This window comes from Pseudoalteromonas sp. JC3, assembly GCF_030291895.1.
In the GTDB taxonomy this organism is placed as follows: Bacteria; Pseudomonadota; Gammaproteobacteria; order Enterobacterales; family Alteromonadaceae; genus Pseudoalteromonas.
Genome location: NZ_CP127855.1, coordinates 4023749 through 4044062, shown reverse-complemented (window position 1 = coordinate 4044062; position 20314 = coordinate 4023749). Strand labels below are relative to the sequence as shown.

General features: G+C 46.3%; 7 protein-coding genes. 3 read left to right on the top strand and 4 right to left on the bottom strand.

Annotated features, from left to right (window positions below):
• Nucleotides 1–7: 7 nt before the first annotated feature.
• From QSH61_RS17630 to QSH61_RS17615, 4 genes are read right to left on the bottom strand one after another with little or no spacing between them, the layout of a single operon-like run.
• Nucleotides 8–1261: an MFS transporter gene (locus tag QSH61_RS17630; RefSeq protein ID WP_206471193.1), complete on the bottom strand. Its 1254-nt coding sequence runs from the start codon at nt 1259–1261 to the stop codon at nt 8–10.
• The gene (locus QSH61_RS17625) at nt 1258–5370 is read right to left on the bottom strand and encodes a non-ribosomal peptide synthetase (protein ID WP_206471192.1); all 4113 of its coding nucleotides are present in this window, start codon (nt 5368–5370) and stop codon (nt 1258–1260) included. Before QSH61_RS17625 ends, QSH61_RS17630 begins: the two co-directional genes overlap by 4 nt.
• A gap of 3 nt (nt 5371–5373) precedes the next feature.
• A complete protein-coding gene (locus QSH61_RS17620) occupies nt 5374–11685 on the bottom strand; it encodes a non-ribosomal peptide synthetase (RefSeq protein ID WP_206471191.1) in 6312 nt (2103 codons plus the stop codon).
• A gap of 2 nt (nt 11686–11687) precedes the next feature.
• Nucleotides 11688–16670 (bottom strand): non-ribosomal peptide synthetase, encoded by a 4983-nt coding sequence (locus tag QSH61_RS17615; protein WP_206471190.1) that lies wholly within the window; start codon nt 16668–16670, stop codon nt 11688–11690.
• Nucleotides 16671–16832: 162 nt separating this feature from the next.
• On the opposite strand from QSH61_RS17615, the gene purT reads away from it, so the two are divergent.
• From purT to QSH61_RS17600, 3 genes are all read left to right on the top strand, one after another.
• Nucleotides 16833–18020 carry a formate-dependent phosphoribosylglycinamide formyltransferase gene (purT, locus tag QSH61_RS17610; protein WP_174170283.1) on the top strand — a complete coding sequence of 396 codons (1188 nt, stop codon included), beginning with the start codon at nt 16833–16835 and terminating at the stop codon, nt 18018–18020.
• Nucleotides 18017–18910, top strand: coding sequence for an aldo/keto reductase (locus tag QSH61_RS17605; RefSeq protein WP_206471189.1), 894 nt, complete (start codon nt 18017–18019; stop codon nt 18908–18910). Before purT ends, QSH61_RS17605 begins: the two co-directional genes overlap by 4 nt.
• A gap of 274 nt (nt 18911–19184) precedes the next feature.
• A complete protein-coding gene (locus QSH61_RS17600) occupies nt 19185–20285 on the top strand; it encodes a hypothetical protein (RefSeq protein ID WP_206471188.1) in 1101 nt (366 codons plus the stop codon).
• Nucleotides 20286–20314 lie beyond the last annotated feature (29 nt).

Here is a 20314-nt window from a genome sequence, read left to right as displayed (position 1 = left end):
TAGTCTGTTACGACTGCGCAGCAACGAGCTCAGCTTCCGGTTGATTGATTGTGCTCGAGCAACACAGCATGATAGCAACGAGTGAAATTACGCCTAATATTATCCAGCTGATAGTCAGGCTGACGTAGCCCAACAGTAAAGCGGTTAATGCAGAGCCGAGCAAGCCACCAAAGCGAGTGGTCAGTGACATTATTGACTCCACACTAGCTCGCACGTTATCGCTACTCAGTTGATGTTGTAGTTGCAGTTGTGCCGGTTGCGCTAGTCCCATACAAAGATAAAAGCACAGCAGGGCTACAATCAGTAATGGTAGTGACGTAACCCAAGCAAGTAACAGCACAAAGGCTAATTTGGCGAAATGAGCGAACGCCATGACATACCCTAAGCGTTGGCCAAATAGAGAACAGATCGGAGCGCTGATCGCAGCAGCGACGCCATTTAATAAAAACCCAGCTGCCATCATTGCTGGGAATATCCACGCAATAGAGTCAACTGGTGCACTACTATAGCGCTCTGCTAGAGCAGGCCAAAACTTCTCTATGCTACTGGCAACAGGAATTGCAAAAACAATCACCAACAGCAGCCTTTGCATACCACTTTGCTTACAAGTTGCCAGCATGGCCTTAGCTTGGCTAATCAGTCCTTTCTCAACCACCTCTTGCTGAGGTCTCGTTGACTCTTTCACCACGACAAAAGTACATGCAAATACCACACACAATACCGCTATCGAAACCAAGATTAAGGCTTGATACAAGTGGTTGAGCTGTTGTGTTGGGCTAGTCGCAAACGCCAAAAAGAGGGCGGCAAATAAAGCGGCACTGGCGCCGATAAGATAGCCAATACCATACACTTTACCGAACCCCTTATTCAGTGGCTCATCTCCTTCAAGCTTTTGATAAGTTTCAACAAACCATGCGTTGAGCGTGCCAGTTAACGACGCCTGACTTAATCCCCAGCATGCCATGGCTAAGCAGACGTGCCAAAAGTCTTCACTCAACAATAAAAGTAAGTTGCATACAGCGGCAAACACTAAAGAAGCTAAAAATACTTTGCGGCGACCAATGGCATCTGCCGCAATACCACTTGGTACTTCAAATACCACGATAGTGATAGCCATGACTACCATAGCTAAAGCCACATCTTGCAATGCTAGGCCTAAGTTCAGCATGTAAGGCGTAAAAATAGGGAGCACCAGCATACTGGCAAACATAGTTAACCCAAGGTGGATGCCGTATCGTGTAGCAAATAGTGAACGAGTCATGCGCGTTGCTCCACAGTGGTTGCGGCGCTATTCGTTTGCTGCATTAACGCATTAATGTGTGACGCGATGATGGATAAGTCTTTAGCGTCGGTCATGATTTCATCGTGTGCACTTTCAAGTGTAATATAGTCTGCATTGGCAAGTAAATTTTCAAAACCATTTCTGTCACTTGCAAATGTCCGCTTATACAGCGCAGGTATGTCTTCCACTTGATGGATCAACCTCAGTGCCGGAAGTGGAATGGCCTCATCACTGACATGATCGGCGATAAAGAAGCTCACAGGGAAGGTAAACGCCGTCGCGCTTTGAAAGTATTGAGTAAAGTCTAAAAATGCTCGAGCGATGGGTTTAGCGTCATCGTCTTGCGAGCGAATATACTCTTCTTCAGCGGCCTGACGCGCTGTTGAAGTAAGCCTTGGTAAGACGGGGTCAATCAAAAAGCAATGGACAATTTCTCTACCCATTTCGGCCAAGTAACGCGCCACTTCCAGTGACAATGCCGCACCTTCACAAAAGCCACCCAAGTAAAGTGGGCCAGTTGGCGATACCTCTGTAATACGCTGAGCATAATAGCGCACCATAGTATGCAAGCTGATGTGTTTGCCTGTGAACAGTTTGATATTTTCTAATGCGTGAATGCGCAGGTCGGGCGCGAGTTTTTCACACAGAGGTGCAAAGCTATCTGCGGTTGCTGCTGCGGGCATGAGGTGAAGCAGAAACTCACCCTGCGGTGCATTAAAAAAACGCGAAGGAGCGAAATGCTCATGGGCAAGCGCAGCTTCAATTGCTTGATCTTCATTCATGGTGGCAAAATCAAGTCGGGTCTGATGATCAATAAATCTTGCCAGTTGCTGCACTGATAGGTGTTCAAGGATAAGTTGTGGCGTTAGCTGCCAATTACGCTTGCTTGCCGCGCCACAGAAACTTAATAAGCTAATGGAATCGGCACCTTGCTCAGTTACTGCCGTCGCACAACAAAGTGGATTCTGGCCTAAAATATCCTGCCAAATGGCCTGCACTTCCTTCTCTGTGTTGGTTTGTGGCACAACGAGTTGATGCTGCTTTAGCTCAGGTTCTGGCAGCTTAGTTTTGTCGAGTTTGCCGTTGAGCGTTAACGGTAACGCCGAAAGGACAGTGAAGCTATGTGGCATCATATAACTAGGAAGTAACTTGGTAAGCTGAGTTTTACAGTGGCTGAGTGCCGCAGCTTGATCGGCCGCTGGTTTGATGACCAAATATGCATGCAGCAAGGTCTGAGCCTGCTGCTTTTTGGCAATAACCGCACAGCTATCTATATCCGCCAGCTGATTAAGGTGATGCTCAATCTCTGCCAACTCAATTCTAAAGCCTCGTACTTTGACTTGTTGGTCGCCACGGTTGATATAACACAGTTGCTGTTGTGCATTCCAATATACTAAGTCGCCCGTGCGATAGTACTTTTGCATTGAGCCAAACAGATTTAGGGATACAAACTTTTCGCTGTTGAGTGTTGGGTGATTGAGGTAACGTGCAGCCACGCCATGTCCACAAACCACTAACTCGCCGGGACAGCCAAGTGGCAGTAATTCGTTATTGCGACCGACTACAGCCACTGCTCGCCCTGGGATTGGCTTGCCGATTGCTATCTCAGACTGCTGTTTAGACATCGTTTGCACTGTGGTAAATGTGGTGCACTCAGTCGGGCCATAACCATTGATAAAGTGTTTTGGACAAGATGTGGACGCCAGCAATTTATTTACCATCGACTCTGTTAATGCTTCACCACCCACGAGTAAATGAGTCAGAGAAGCGAAAATATGCTCGTCTTGCAGCAACAAAGTGTCGAACAGTGAACGGGTTAGAAACATCGAAGTGATATTCAGCGTCTGTAATGTTGCACTGAGCTGCGCTGCAGAATTAAGGCTGTCCTGATAGCCTAAGTGCACCTCTGCACCGTTGAGTAATGCGCTCCATATCTCAAATAGAGTGGCATCAAAAGCTGGGTTTGCGAGTTGAATAAAGCTATCTTGGGGCTGATGCTGGTAACTATGATTATCGAGTGCCAAAGAGCTAATTGCGGCGTGAGAGAGCAATGTGCCTTTAGGGTTTCCTGTCGTACCTGAGGTATAGATAATCGTCGCGACTTCACTAGGTGCGATGTACATAGGCTCAAAATCGGCCGTAATATCAGTATCTTCCAGACTCGTATCACAGAAAACTTCAACGATATTGTTGTGGTTGAGTGTTGCCAATGTTTGGCTATGTTCACGCAAGGTGACAATTACATCGGCATGACTATCACTCAATTGATATTGATGACGCGCTACGGGGTCTTTGAGCGATAGCGTTGTGTATGCCGCGCCGATTTTTAGTACCGCCAACATGGCAATCACAAACTCAATGTCGTTTTGCATGTAGAGTGCGACGACTTTGGGTTCAGGGCAGGCTGCCAAGATTGCATTGGCAAGTTGCTTGGCTTGATTATCAAGCACTTGGTAGCTCATGGTTTGATGGCGATTACTGATAGCGGCTTTATCTGGATAGCGCGCTACTATTTCAGCAAACTGGTCGGTGATACTTGCCACGCTCGGATAGGCGTGTTGCATTCCACTTAATTGATATTGTTTTTGCTGCGCCGTGTTACTCAATAAAGGTAGGCTATAGAGAGGCTGTTGGGCGTTTTCAGCTGTTAGATATGCCTGTAAAACCGTTTGATATAACTCGAGGATCTGCTGCGCGTATGAGCTGGAAAAAAGTGCCGTGGCATAAGTTAACCCCAACTCAGTGGTTTTCCCTGCACTCAAGTGTAACGTTAAATCAAACTTCGCTTGGCACTGCTGGCTAAGATCAAGGTCAATGCTTTGCCATAAGGTATGATGTTGCTCAGGGGCAAACTGACTACTGCTAAACAACGTTTGAAATATCGGGTGCATGCTAGTGTCGAGCGGTACGTCTAAGCTATTCTTAATGGCCTCAAACGGCAAGGCCTGATGTTGTTTGGCTTGATTAACGACTTGATTAACTTGAGTGAACCAGCGCTCAAGTAACATCGTCATGTCGATATCCGCTTTAATCGGCAATGAGTTAACAAAATATCCAAGTATGTTTTGCTGCAGTGCCGTTGGACGGTTCTCGCTTGGAATACCAACAACAAATTGACGTTGATGACTGAGCAGCGCAAGGGTGTGATACCAAGCCGCAAGCCCAAGTGTATTAATACTAATGCGGTGCGTTTTCGCTGTTTGTTGTAACTTTAGGGTCGTACTTTCATCTAGCACAATGCTCTGTATCGCGCCGCGATGATCAAAGGTGGCTGGGCGCGACTGAGTTTGCGCAAGTTTTAATGGTTCGTAATCAGCCAATTGAGTTTGCCAATAACGTTGACTTGTTGCTTGTCGCTCACCTTGGCCGGGTGTTGCCATATAATAAGCATAATCACTAAATTGTAGACTCAGAGGTCGATTTTCTCCCTCATAGAGTGATGTCAATTCTTGTAAAAACAGTCCCAAAGACCATCCGTCAAAGGCGATATGATGCCAGACAAAAAACACATGTTGCTGCTCCTTTGAGGTGATGACATAGGCACGAAATGGTCGAGAATGCTGTAAGCTAAAGGGCTCATTAAAGAAATGCTCGCACTGCTCATGCAAGTTTAGATTACCAAGCTCATGATGCGTCACGATAAACGCCTCATTGGCAGGCTGCTGTATCGTCTTTCCTTGGTGATCATAGGCCACAACCATATCTAGCGCACTGTGGCGGATCACCAGTTGTTCTATTGCTGCTGTGAGTTTTTCAATATCGCAGTGCTTGGCGATTTTGAGTAGGCATGGAATATGATAAGTACTTGCCGCGTTGCTCACTTCTTGCGTAAACAGTAGTTGTTGCTGCCCAAGCGTAAGCGGAGCGCTTCGCGTTTCCAACGGCAAGATAGACAGTTCATCAAAACGAGCTTTGCTATCTATGCCTTGCCTTGTGAGGTAGCGTAACAATTGTGGCTTATTCTGTTTTAACTGCTCAACGATGGCTTGGCCTTGTAAATTCACGTTGCTAGCAATTTTTAATTTATCCTCTTGCTGCCAAACGCTTATCCCACTTTGTTTTAGTTCATAAATAAATGATTCGATCATGCGTTATAACTCCATTTCAAATTCGCAGTCTTCGCTGCTGGCGAGCGCGTTTAGCTGTTGTTCTACTTGCGTGGCAAATGCGTCAAGTTGTGGGTAAGTCAGTAAGGTCGCGACGGCAATTTCGTTGCCGAGTGCTTGACTACACAGAGCGGTAACTTGTGCTGCCTGTATCGATGAGCCACCTAAAGCAAAAAAGTCGTGTTGTAGGCCAATCTCGGAGACTTCAAGCACTTGCTGCCAAGCATTGGCGAGTTGTTGTTGTAGTTCCGTCTCTGGCGCGATATAGGTAATACTATCTTGCAGCGTTGGAATGATGAGCTGAGCGGTATCAAGTTTGCCATTTACTGTCATTGGAAGTGCGTCAATCTGTGATATCGCAGCAAGCTGCATATAGCTTGGGAGTTGTTGATTCAACCATTGGCGAAGGTCGTTCACATCACACTCAGTGTTAGCGTTAAGTACGACATAACCCAACAGCACTTTGCCTGTTTCACTTAAATGTAAGTGTGCAACGGCGTGGTCAACATCTGGATGCGCTTTGAGTTTATACTCGATTTCGCCTGGCTCAACACGGTGACCATGTAAATCCCACTGTGTGTCAGCTCTGGCAACAAACTCGAATTCACCTTGCTGATTTTTACGCACTAAGTCTCCGCTGCGGTAGAGCTTTTCCTCAGAAAAGTGGTTGTTTTCACAGCGAAGGTGATAGTCAATATAGTGTTTTGCCGTTTGCTTTGGTGACTGCCAATAGCCCAAACCGACGCAATCACCGGCGATGTATAGCTCACCCAACGCACCGTCCGGTAAAATCCGCATAAAAGGGTCCAACACATAGCATCGAGTGTTACGAATAGGCTTACCAATAGTGATAGGTGTATTGGGGTACACTTCACTAAGTGTTGCGGTGACACTTGTTTCACTTAATCCATACTCATTGAAATGATACTCTGCCAACTTGTGGCTGACTGGGTCTAAACGAGAACCACCGGCATACAATACGGTTAAGTTAATATCCGCTATCCACTTTGGAAACTGATTGATAAATACCGTAGGAATAAACGCGACGTTGACCTGTTTAGCTTTGAGATAGCGGCACAGCTGTTGTGGATCTTTGCGTATTGGCTCTGGAATGATTTCCAGTTTAGCGCCGGCAGCTAGGGCTGGGAATATCTCGCAAATGCAGGCATCAAAAACATATTCAGCATATTGGCTAGTGACTACCTGAGTATTTCCCTCTAATTTATGGGTGTTGCGCTTCTCGGTGCAGAGGTTAGCAAGGCCTTGGTAAGACAGCATCGCCCCTTTTGGTTCTCCCGTCGTCCCCGAAGTAAAGATGAGGTAAGCCAGCTTGTCTGTTGCATGAGTGTTGGCTGAGAATGGCCGTAGTTGAGCACTTTGCTGTAATGTCTGTACATCAAGAGTCAGTGTTGGCAATGCATTCCAGCTGAGTGGTGTGCGGCTAAGGAGCAGTTTTGCCTGCGCTTTTGCCATAATCTCTTGGCGACGAGCAACGGGATGATTAGCTGAGAGTGAAACAAAGGGCATGCCCGCTTTTAGCGCCGCTAGCATTGCTATGGGAGCTTCTATACCTTTATCAAAATATAATGCAACTGGTGAGCCTTCGTCATTGGTAGCAATCAACTGTGCTGCTAAGTGATCAGAAAACAAGTCTAGCTCGCGGTAACTCACGGTTTGCTCGGCGAAGCTTAATGCTGTGCGTGCTGGATACGCTGCTACTGTCTTTGCAAATTGCACTAAAAAAGCGTCATTTGGTTGTGATAATCGAGTTTCTGAGATGACTTGCTGTAAATATTTCGTACTAACTAAAGGACATTGCAGTAAAGGCTTCTCGTTGTACTGACAGAGATTTTCAAGATAACGGCAGAAAAAGTGCACAAATTGTTGGCAGCGGGAAGACTGATAACGACTGCGAGCAACAATAAGCTGACCAATCAGTTGGTCTGGCATATCTTTAATCACCAAATTCCAGTCAAACTTGGCCGGGTGATATTGGTTTTGCTGGGCGGTGTCGCTGGCGACTTCAAAATGTTGATATTGCGCTGTTGGTAGTGAGAACTGATCAAAGGTAAAAAACACTTGGAACAGTGGCGATACACCCACTTCTCGGATCAACCCAAGTTGCGCGGCAATTGACTCTAGTGGCAATTGTTGGTGAGATTTTGCCGCAAGTAACAGCGTTTGGCTTTGTCTTAGATAGTCAGAAAAACTCTTATTTAAGTCGACACGCAGCGGCATCGGTAAGGTATTAACAAAGTAACCTAGCGTATCTTTAAATGCCGAATCGCGGTTATCGGTGGGGGAGCCAACGACGATACTTTCACGACTATCCCATGCACACAATGCGAGCTGAAAAGCACACAGTAGTAAGTTGTACATAGATACCTGATGTGATTTTGCCAGCTCCCTTAACTCAGCTGTTAGTGTTGCTGAGAGGGTAAAGGGGAATGCTTCACCTTGATGATCAAACAACGCCTGTCTTGGCTCATCGGTTGGCCATGGGGTGACATCAATATCAATCAAGTGTTGCTGCCAAAATGCTGCGGCATCGTCGTATTGTTGTGTTGATTGCCAATATGCATAGTCGCGAAATTGCAGTGAGGTTGGGGCAAGCGTGTGTCCTGATAGCAGCGTGTTCAGTTCATCCAACAATACTTGTGTCGACCAGCCGTCGAAGGCTATGTGATGAAATACCAGTAACACCCCAAATTCATCATCTTGGTGATACAGTCCGATCCGTAGCGGCGCATCATTCTCAAGGTCAAATGTCTGAGCGATAAATTCACTATGCGGCGTGTTTATGAGGGTTTTGCATGTTGGCACGCCTTGCTCATCTTTATATGCCCAGCGACCTTGTTGCTGTTGAGTGTAGCGGGTGCGCAAAATAGCATGACGCTCAACCAGCTGATAGATTGCGTGTTGTAACGCTTGCTGTTGTAGCTCACTTGGGCATTTAAGCTGTAAGGGGATATGAAAAGCGCCTGATTGTGTTGCTAATTGCTCACTGGTGAGCATCGCTTGCTGCTGCGCTGGCACGATGAGTTCATCAAGTGATTGTGATGTTGATGCGACCGCTAAAGGCTCGTTGGCGTTGCTAGTTTGTTGTAATACCAGTTGCGCTATCGTTTTGCTTTGCAAAAATTGACTCAAACTGATGTTAACGTTACAGCTAGAGTGCATTTTAGCCACTAATGTCATTGCACTGAGAGAATGGCCCCCTAAGGCAAAAAAGTCATCATCAATACCTACTAGCTCAACATCAAGTTGCGTCTGCCATAGAGCACAAAGCTGCTGCTCTAATGGGGTGCGTGGTGCTCGGTATGGTGTCTGTGATACCAGAGCGACGCTTGGTAAGCTGCGACTGTCCACTTTACCAGAGGCGAGCACAGGCAATTGTTCGAGCCAACACGTGGCACTTGGCAACATATAATCTGGCAACTGTGGTTGTAGCCACTTCACAACCTCGGTGTGAGAGAGGGTTTGGTCGCCAGTGAAATAAGCAATGAGATGGTTGTTTTGCTGTACTTTGACGCAAGCTTGGTTGATTTGCGAATGCAGGTTAAGTAGGTGCTCTATTTCTTGTAGCTCGATGCGATAGCCACGAATTTTTACCTGCTCATCGGCACGCCCTAAAAATTGGATCTCGCCGTTTGCCAGATACCGCGCCTGATCGCCCGTGCGATACATACGTGTTCCGTGCCAGTTAATAAAGCGCGACGCCGTCTGCTCTGCAAGGTTAACATAGCCTCGTGCGACACTCGCGCCACCAATCAGGATCTCTCCTTGACAAAAGGGTGGCAGCGCTTTGAGGTTGGCATCAACAATCTGAATATCAACATGAGGCAGTGGTACACCAATATTATTGAAATAGCGTGATTGTAGCGGCTGGTGGTTTGCTGTTGCGGTTACCGTGGTTTCGGTCGGACCATATTCAATATGAAGAAGAGGCGTCCATGCCTCCATGAGATTACGGTCACAAGGCTCACCACCGGTGATCACACGCTGTAGTGCATGATGCTGGGGCGGCGTACCAATGGCACTTAAAAATGCAGGAACTGTGACTAAGTGACTGATCCTTTGGCTAACGATAGTTTCGCTTATCATAGCTGGCGAGTTTGCACTTGCCTCATTCATGATCACCCAGCAAGCACCGTTGAGCAGCGTTAAAAAGAGTGGCTCTACGGACGCGTCGAAAAAGTACGGAGCCAGACTCAGTGTTTTTTCGCTGGAGTTAAAGTCGTAAGCCGCAGTTGCGCTTTGAACCAAAGCCTGAACTTGCCGCTGCTCTACCATGACGCCTTTTGGTTTACCGGTGCTTCCAGAAGTATAAATAATATATGCAAGTGATGAATGACACGTTGAGTTCGCTTGATCTATATCGAAAACAGGAGCTGGTTGTTGCGCTAACTCGTCAATGTTTTGCACCTCTGTGATTGCGCTAAAACACATGGCTGTATTCAAGGTTGCTTGATGACAAAGTAGCAGGTTGGCACTACTGTCTTGCAACATAAACTCACTACGTGTTTGGCCTTGCTCTGGATTGAGGGGTAAATATCCAGCACCGGCTCCAAGCGTTGCTAATATGGCGACTATCATCTCTGGACTGCGCTCAAATATCAGCGCGATAACAGGGTTTTGCTCGTGGGTTAACTGTGCTTGGAGTTGCACAGTCAGGTGCTGAACACGCGCAGCGAGTGTTTGGTAAGTAATAACCTCATCGTTGATTTGTAACGCTGGTGCATCTGGAGCTGCTGAGGCGCAGGCTAAAAATTGTTGATATAGCGATAGGGTTGAAGTTTGCTTAACTGTGGTTGCTGATGGCTTTGTGCTTGGGTGAGAAGTTGATAATTGCTCAAGAGCGACGTCGCTGTGCTCTAACTGCTGTACCAATAATTGCTGATAGGTGTGGGCAAATTGCTGTGCAAATGCATCATCAAACTTATTGGGATCAAGACTTATCTGTCCTTGCAGATTTGTATTGCTATCATCAAATGCCAGACGGAAATCACATTTAATCGGGTTATATAAAGACTCGTTAGTAAAAGCATCAACCGCTGAAAATGGTAACGCAAACTCGTCCATAAGCTCGCTGGCAAATCTCTGTACACTAAACATCAGGCTTGGCTGAGGTGAGTGTTTGCCCTCACTCAAACAGGCAACTTGTTGATCATAAGGGTAACTTTGGTATTGTTTTGCGGCGCGCACAGTCTCATGAACTTGCTTCACGAGGCTAGCAAAGCTTTGGCGATAATCTAGCTTCACTCTAAGCACTAAGGTGTTGACAAAAAAGCCAATCATTTCTTGCGTTTGCGGGTGATCTCGATTATCCGATGGCGCACCAATCACGATGTCTGTTTCACCGCTATGAAGTGCCAAAATATAACAGTAATGGGCAAGCAACACGCTGTACACTGTGGTATTTAATGATTTTGCTAGGGCACGCAATGCCTGGCTTTGCTGTGGTGAAAGTGCAAAATAGTGCGTGAGCGATTCGGTTTCGTGTGTTTGTGTAGCGAACAGCGGTGCAATTTGTGTGGCATGAGCGCCTGCAAGTTGCGTGTGCCAATAACTGTGTGCAGCGCTTTGTTCTTGCCTTTGTTGCCACTTGGCAAAGTCAAAATAGCTTAATGGCTTAATGCTTTCTCCTCGTAGCAAGCTAACTAAGTCGCGCAACATGACTCGCATTGACCAAGCATCAAAGACGATATGATGCCAAAGGAAAAGCATAAAACGCCTTTGCTCAAGCTCGATAATACAGACTCTAAAGGGAGCTTGAGTATGGAGGTCAAACGGCGTGTGGATGTGCTCTTTTACCAGTGTTTGTACATGAGCCAAAGTGGTTGCTCGGTGATACTCGACCGCTAGAGGTTGTAAGGTTGCTCGGCAGTTAAAATGCTCAGCATCGGTTTCAATTACACTCGTTAGGATCGGGTGATGGACAAGCAGCTGTGCGAGTGCCGAGATTATGTCTTGTTGCTGCGCTGGATCATTCAGCTCAACCAGCATTGGAATATGATAAGCACAGGACTTTGGTGCACGTTTGTCTACATACAGCAACCTTGCCTGGGCATTGGAAAGCGGCACTGGTTTTAATAATGGCCAACTTAAAAAGGCGGCTTCGGAGCAGATCTGGTGGGCGCTTAGTAGCGCCAATAGTTCAGCTTTATGCGCTTTGAGTGCTGTGAGCAAAGTTGGCGCTACGTTACCCTCATATCCCAGTGCCAAGGTATTTTGCTCAGACACCCACACGCGCAACTGCTGCGCGTGAAGGTCGTTCAGTAAAGATGTTAACTCCATGACTATAGCTCCATCACCTGTGAAGAGGTGGTGGCAGGTGCCTCCTGAGATTGGGTGATATCACTCAACTCTATGGTGTTTAGGTGTTGAGCCAGAGCCGCGACTGATGGATTGGCAATAATCGCTGATAACGGGATCGCAATCTGATGCCATTTATGGGCATTGCGTACGAGCTGCACCGCTAAGATGGAGTTACCACCTAGGCGATAGAAGTTATCATGGATACCGACTTGTTCCAGTTCTAATGTGGTTTGCCAAATTTGGCAAAGCGTCTGTTCAAGCGCAGTGCGCGGAGCTGCGTATTGGTTTGATGATAACACCTGCGGCAGTGGTAGTGCTTTGCTATCTAGCTTACCGTTAACGGTTAGTGGCATCGCCGTGAGTTGGGTGATGCTATCCGGTATCATATATGCTGGCAGCTGCGTTCGTAGATAATTAAGTAACAGCTCGGCGTCAAAATAAGCATGGCTTTCCATCACAGCATAGCCACTTAGCGCCGTTTGATTTTGGCGTGTATAGGTGATCACTGCTGCCTCTTTAACACCGCTACAGCTGAGCAATTGGGATTCGACTTCACCAAGCTCGATACGATGCCCCCTGATCTTCACTTGGTTATCCAAACGACCTAGATATTCTAAATGACCGTTTGGCAATAGTCTGGCGTTATCACCGGTTTTGTAAACGCGGGTGAGTTTGCCATTTAGCGTTAGCTCGAAAAAGCGAGTAGCGCTCAGTTCTGGCTGATTCAAATAACCAATCGCCAAACCTGCACCAGAGATAAACAGCTCTCCAGGACAGCCCACAGGTACTGGACGTAACTGACTATCCAGCACCCAAGCCTGCATATCATTGAGCGGCACACCAATGTCAGCAATCTGGGTATTCATGTTAGGGTGCAAAGGTTGGTACGTGACATGTACTGTGGTTTCAGTAATACCGTACATATTGACCAATTGAATACGTTTACCAAAACGTTGCCACCAAGGAGCTAGTTTATCGTAGTTGAGCTGCTCACCACCAAAGATCACAGTGCGAAGGCTATCAAGTGACGCGCCCGTAGAAATGGCAATATCACTAAAATTATAGAATGCACTTGGAGTTTGGTTAAGGACGGTGACAGCAAATTGCTCACACTGCTTTACAAAACCAAAACTGTCTCTTGCTTGTTCGTAGCTTGGAATAAACAACCGACCGCCATGACACAGTGCTCCCCATATTTCCCAAACACTAAAGTCAAAAATCGTATCGTGATAAAGCACCCAAGTATCTTCGCTATTAAAGTGGTAAAGCGGTTGACTGGCAGATAGCAAACGCGCAACATTTTTATGGCTTTGAATAACGCCTTTAGGTTGGCCCGTCGTACCTGAGGTGTAAATTATGTAGGCTGCAGAATCAGGCGACGGTCGGCAAAGTGCAATATCGCAAGGCGCGAATGTATTATCCAAGTTTAACAGTGGCCAATTTGATTGCTCATTTTCGCTCAAGCTTTGCTGACTTATGGTGTTAGTTAATACTAACTTGAGCTGAGCATCGTCAATAATAAAAGCATTGCGGGCAGCTGGCGCTCTTGGCGATAGCGGCACATAAGCGGCGCCAGCTTTCATGATGGCGAGCATTGCAACCACTGTGTCAATGCCGGGCTGCAGGTATAGGCCGATATACTCAAGCGTGCCATACTGCTTAAGAATATGTGCAGCCAGACTGTCTGATCGAGTACTTAGCTCCTGGTAGCTTAACTCCATTTGACTGGTGATAAGTGCAGTTTGCTGGTTGCGAGACTGCGCGTGATGCGTAAATAGTGACAGCAAGTCTTGGCTCTGGTGCTGTGCCGCTTGAACATCGCGCTCAGCAAGGCTTTGTAAATTTAACTGCTCAAGTGGTAATTGCCCATCTACACTGATAAGTTGCGCGAGAATATGACTGAAGTTGTCACTCAAGGCATCGATAAACCAAGGATCGTAGCGGTTTAAGTCAAACTCCCATAACATGGTGACCGAATCATCCTGATCTTGCCCCATACGGGTAAGCACCACGATGTTAATCTCAAACTTCGCCGCTTGACTGCTGATCGCCTCGAAATACTCAATATCATCTAACCCCGGAAGCGTGAGCTCTGGGAGTGGTGAATCATGGAAGCTAAAACAGATCTGGAATAACGGGTTGACGCCTTTGATGCGCTCAGGGTTTACGTCCGCGACGACTTCAGTAAATGGTAGGGTTTGATTGGCCAGCATGTCGTTACTGACTTCAAAACAATGCTGTACCAGTTGTTCAACAGGCATTTCTGGTGTTTGCTGAACTCGCGCCACTACGGTGCTGACGAGCATACCAATGGTATCATCCACATTGGTGTAGCCTCGGTTTGCAACGCCAGAACCAATACAGATATCCTGATCGCCACTAAAGCGCGAAAGGACAATATTTAATGCCGCAAGGGCGACGGCGAATGGCGTGATCTGATGCGCTTGGCTGTAGGCTTTTAAATTGTTCCATAGCGAACGAGGCAGTTTTACTCGGTGTGCGCGACCACGTTCGGTGGCGGTTTCGCCGAGACGAGAAACAGGCAAGTTAATACGGCTCGGTGCATCTTGTAGTTGTGCTTTCCAAAATTGGCGTTGCAACTCGGCTTGCTCTGTTCCTAACCATTGATGCTGATAGGCTGCGTAATCGGCGTATTGTGTGATTTCAGGCAAAGTACCTTGGCTTGCGCCATGCAAGCGCTGTTTATAACAACTAAATAGGTGAGCAAGGAAGATGTTAGAAGACCAACCATCATGTACTAAGTGATGTTCAATATGAATAAGTACATGTTTATATTCGCTAATTTTTACAATTGCCCAGCGCGCTAGCGGTAATTGGTCAATCGCAAAAATATCATTCATATGACCATTAACGAGTTTGTCGACCTCAGCTAATGCTTGTGCTTCTTGATACTCACTAAAGTCAAAGTAAGGCACGTCTTGCTGGTAGTGTTTTGCAATATATTGCAGTGGCTCATGTAAGTCGTAGCTAGTACGGAAAATCGCATGGTTATCAACGATATCCTGTAATGCACCTTGTAGTGCTGGTACATTTAAATCACCACTGAAGGTGATTGTACACTTTGCATGATAGGCTTTATCACTTGGATCGGCTTTGGCTAAAAACCAAATCGCGCGTTGTTGCAGTGATAGCGGGGCGACCTCAGCAAAATCAGCATCGCGCTTTGGAATCGCAATGGTTTCAAAGTGTTGAGTTTGCATTGCCTGCCATACTTGTCCAGCACTACGATAGCGATAGATTAGGTGTGTTGGCACGCTTAAGCCGAACTGCTGAAATAACTGGTTGCTAAGGTTGATTGCAGAAATGGAGTCACCACCTTGTTGGAAAAAATCTTGTTGCCAGCCAAGGCCTGGCAAACAGAAACCTTGAAACTGTGTTAAAAAATCTTGTTGTTCTTGGCTCAGCTGATCTTGCGGTTGGTCTTGTTGGCTACTTAATTCGTAATTAGCGAGCGCGCGGCTATCTACCTTCCCGTTTTCGGTCATGGGTAATGCGTCTAAACATTGATAGTGATCTGGCAGCATGTAGTCTGGCAGTAACTTTTCTGCTAACTGGCTGATGTGTTGTCCAAGGTCTGCTGTGGGTTTACTATGGGGAACGATAAATGCCACCAAGAACTTAGCATTACCTCGTTGTACTACTTGGCAGCTTGCAAGTTTTACCGCCTCATGTTGGGCAACAACTTTTTCTATTTCACCTAACTCAATACGAAATCCGCGTAGCTTAATTTGGTTGTCATTACGACCAACAAAATGATAATTATCACCTTCAAAACTAACTAAGTCGCCAGTTTTATAAAGTCTAGCGAAGTGCGCAGGGTCTACTTCTGCTTGATAATAGGGGTTTGCGATAAATCGAGACTTTGTGAGTTCAGGACGGTTTAAGTATCCTTTTGCCAAACCTGCACCACTAATATAGAGCTCACCGATAGCACCATTGGCTACTTGTTGCAATTGCTCATCTAGCACATAAAGTCTGGTATTCACAAAGGGTTGACCAATATTAAATTCGGAGTCGGCATTGGTATATTCATTGGCGCAGGTGCACACGGTATATTCGGTAGGACCATAACCGTTAAACACTCGCGTGACTTCTGAAAGTCGAGATAGCATTTCTAGATTTGGGGTTTCTCCTGCAACGATTAATTTGCGCATCGAGCGTAAATCTCGGGGATCCATCAAAGCCAGCAATGCAGGAGGGATAGCGCCAAATTGAATCGCATTTTTTGAGATCAATTGGCTCAGCGCTTTGGCATCTCGTCGCTCGGTTTCTGTCGTTACAAATACAGTTTGACCCAACATGATATGCACGAGCAGCTCAAACACGCTAGCATCGAAAATATAAGAAGCAAACATCATAACGCGGTCTAATCGGTCTAGCTCAAAACGGTTAACTTGTGATTCGGCTAAATAAAGTAAGTTTTGGTAAGGTACTTCTACGCCTTTTGGCGTACCAGTGGTGCCCGAGGTGTAGATCACATAAGCAATATCACTCATTTTATAATCAGGAGTAACAAAGGCTTGCGTTGCAGGAGAGTCGATCAGCACTTGAGGTGTGTGGCCAAATTGTGGCAGTGCTTGATAATGTCCATGGGTGACGATAAGCGCTGGTTGGCTATCTTCAAGAATAAACTCGCAGCGAGCTTTGGGTGCCTCCGTGGAAATAGGGATATAACCCAGTCCTGATTTTATTGCCGCTAAGATCCCCACGACCATATCAATGCCACGCTCGAGATATAGTGCCACATAAGGCGATTGAGATTGGCTCAGACTCACCTGTTGCTGAATATTCGTGGCGACCCGTGTTACCTGCTCTTCAAGTGCTTGATAGGTGACTTGCGTACCGTTAAATACCAGTGCGATTTTATTGGCGTATTGGTTGAGTGCGCGCGTTAATAAGATCTGCGGCTGAGTGCTGTAATCAATAGGAGACTGGGCAGTCATTGAAGTAATCCTTTAAATATAAAAATGCTCTTTGTGTACGATATGTAAAGAATGTGTTTGAAATGTGTATTTTGTGATTTCTAGTTGAATTGCCGTCTTCTCAGCTTTTGCATATGACAAAAAGTCGCTACCATGGGGTATCAAACCAACCAAGGAATCATCATGAAAATCAAACCTCTGGGCACGCCCTTTTCGGTAACTGCTTGCAAAGTATTACTCTGCGGTGGTGGCGAATTAGGAAAAGAAGTCGTTATCGAATTTAAGCGCTTAGGTGCAGAAGTGATTGTCTTAGATCGCTACGACAATGCGCCAGCGATGCAAGTGGCAGATCGCAGCTATACCTTGTCTATGTTGGATGGTGAAAAGCTCAAAGCGATTATTGAACAAGAGCAACCTGATTATATCGTGCCGGAAATCGAAGCCATTGCGACGGATAAGCTGGTGGAATTAGAGGCTGAAGGTTACACGGTTGTGCCAACCGCCAAAGCGACTCAACTGACCATGAACCGAGAAGGGATCCGCCGTCTTGCCGCTGAAACGCTTGGGCTTGCTACTTCCCCCTATCAGTTTGTTGACACCTTGGCAGACTTTAATGCTGCTGTCGCGCATATCGGCATACCTTGTGTGGTTAAGCCTATCATGAGCTCGTCAGGTAAAGGGCAAAGTGTGATTAAAAGTGTCGCGGATATCGAAGCGGCTTGGCACTACGCTCAAGAGGGGGGGCGTGCAGGTCAGGGCAGAGTGATTGTGGAAGGTTTTGTTGATTTTGATTACGAAATTACGCTTTTGACGGTACGCCACATTGATGGCACGAGTTTTTGTGAGCCAATTGGACATGTGCAACAAGATGGTGATTATCAGCAAAGTTGGCAGCCGCAGCAGATGTCAGTACTCGCGCTAGAGCGCAGTAAAGCGATGGCTGAAAAAGTCACGGCAGCACTGGGCGGTCGGGGTCTGTTTGGCGTTGAGCTCTTTATTAAGGGTGATGAAGTTTACTTCAGCGAAGTCTCACCAAGGCCACATGATACCGGCATGGTCACGCTTATCTCGCAAGACTTAAGTGAGTTTGCGCTGCATGCTCGGGCAATTTTAGGTTTGCCTATCCCCACCATTCACTTTAATGGGCCATCGGCATCTAGCGTGATCCTTGTCGAAGGGGAATCAACACAGCTACAGTTCAACAATCTTGCACAAGCGCTTGCAGAGCCACTAACGGATATTCGTTTGTTTGGTAAACCCGAGGTGAGTGGCAAGCGTAGAATGGGTGTGGCGTTAGCGCGCTCAGATTCGGCTGAAAGTGCTGTCGAAAAAGCCAAGCAAGTGGCTGCAACAGTAGGAATTACGTTATGAACTCAAACACCCGCGTACTTGACCCATTAGTATTGGGGTTTTGGCGGCTATTAGATTGGCAAATTACGCCGCAAGAAAATTTACGCTTTTTAAAGCAAGCGATTGAGCTTGGAATACGCGATACTGATCATGCTGATATTTACGGTGAGTATCAGTGTGAGGCGGAGTTTGGCAAAGCCTTAGCGCTTGATCCTGGTATTCGAGAGCACATTCGGATCATCACTAAATGTGGCATTAAGCCCGCATTTCCAAGCTTGGGGCTAGTGGGAAAGGCGAACCACTATGATTCGAGTAAGGCGCATATCATTGCCCAAGCGCAGCAGTCACTAAAGCATTTCGGCACGGATAGGTTAGATGTGTTGTTGATCCATCGCCCGGATTATCTGATGGATGCTGATGAAGTTGCCGATGCGTTTAATACCCTCAAACAAAACGGCGATGTGCTGCATTTTGGGGTCTCGAACTTTACACCCAGCCAGCTTGCCTTATTGCAATCGAGACTCGATTTCGCTTTAGTGACTAACCAAATTGAGTTTTCACCTTATGAGATGAAAGCGCTTGACGATGGCACGCTTGATCAGTGCCAACAACTAGGCATGAATCCTATGCTGTGGTCGCCGCTGGCAGGGGGGAGAATATTCTCCAGCGAAGATGAAAAAGCCAAACGACTGCGTGCGGTGCTACAGCAAGTGGGTGAAGAGATTGGTAGCACTGAAATTGATCAAGTGATCTACGCATGGCTTGCCATGCATCCATCGAAACCCGCCACTGTGCTTGGAACGGGAAATATCACTCGAGTTGCCAGCGCGTTTGCTTCACAGTCACTTAGCATGAGTCGCGAGCAGTGGTATCGCATTTGGACGGCGTCCACCGGGCATAGCGTACCATAACCGATTAGTTTGCCCTGAAGTTATTTGGGGCAAACCACGGCAATAAATTTGAGCCAGTTATAATATCAGTTGCATTCAAACCCCAGGTATCGTAGTTTGTTAAAAATTTATCAATTAGAACAAATGAATAGCGAAGTTTTTCCTAGTAAACATAGATAGCTTGGCAGTAGCTGAGAGCACGACTTTTGAACTTTAATACTTATCTCAAACTACTTGTATATTGTCTCTTCTTTTGATTATTTTGTACTTTCATTTCTAAAAAGGAGTTAAATAAATGAAATGTATAATCTCAGCGGTGCTATTCTTGATGTGCATATTGGCCACCAGACCTGTATTTGCGAATTCGAGTGCGTCTGATTATCGAGGCCAGTTTTGCAGCTTATGTACATCTGAAAGTAAAGCTCAGCAAATGGCTAAAACTTATGCACCACAAAAAAGCTGCTATCCATTAAAACCTAGCGCGCCTATGACCCCTGAAAACATGCAGTGTACTTCTGCAAAAAAACAGGTTTTTCTTGTACACCCTTCAAGTGGAACGACTTACGGTTTTTGGGTTACGCATGAAGATCTTTTACCCTATGATGTCAAAGTGACTGCCTTTTCGTTAACGGAAGTACAAAAAAAGGTCTTTGCAGAGGCGGCCAGTTTTTATGAAGAGATGAAGCACGTACTAGCAACTACCTCAAGTCAGAATGTGAGTCGTTATGGTTTGTCAAACGTGCGTAGTCAGGCTCAGCAGCCAGAACAATCGTGCCCATCAAATTCTGCGCTAGCAACTTTGCTCGACCCCTCAAAAATGATGGCACTGGAGGAGCTTGCGTTGGCTGAGATTACAGTTGGGATGGGTGACGGTATTGATGTTAATAAGAGAATTTATCAAGGCGCGCGTTTCACTGGAGGTTCCGTGAGTCTATCTCATTTTGGAGCGAGTGTGTCAGTCAGTATACCTGAACATGAGCAACCGCTAGTTTATGCTAAGACGTTTTATGAAAATGAAGAGTCTAGCTCATTTCGTGATGTGCTAGCGTTGAGCATAGATCATATCGGTTGGGATGCTGAAAATGTACCTTTGCTGGGTATGAAGTTGAATAAAGCTCATTCGCGAGTTGCTGGGGGGAAAAGAATTACAACGCTATTGCAAGCACTTCATGGGCCGCAAGAAATTACTAATGAGTGTGTTTTATACCAGCTAGAAAAATTAAGTCAGTTCGGACAGTTGAAACTTAAGGATGGTTCGGCGACTCGGTTTGGTAATCCAGGTGGAATTCCGCCAGAGTCTGGAGACAGCAGTAAGGTAACAGGTTGCACAATTCATTTTTACAATTCTCGCAATGAATTACAGTACGTTTTTAATGTTTCAAACTCAGAATGTTGAAGAATTAAAAAAAGGGCCTTTCGGCCCTA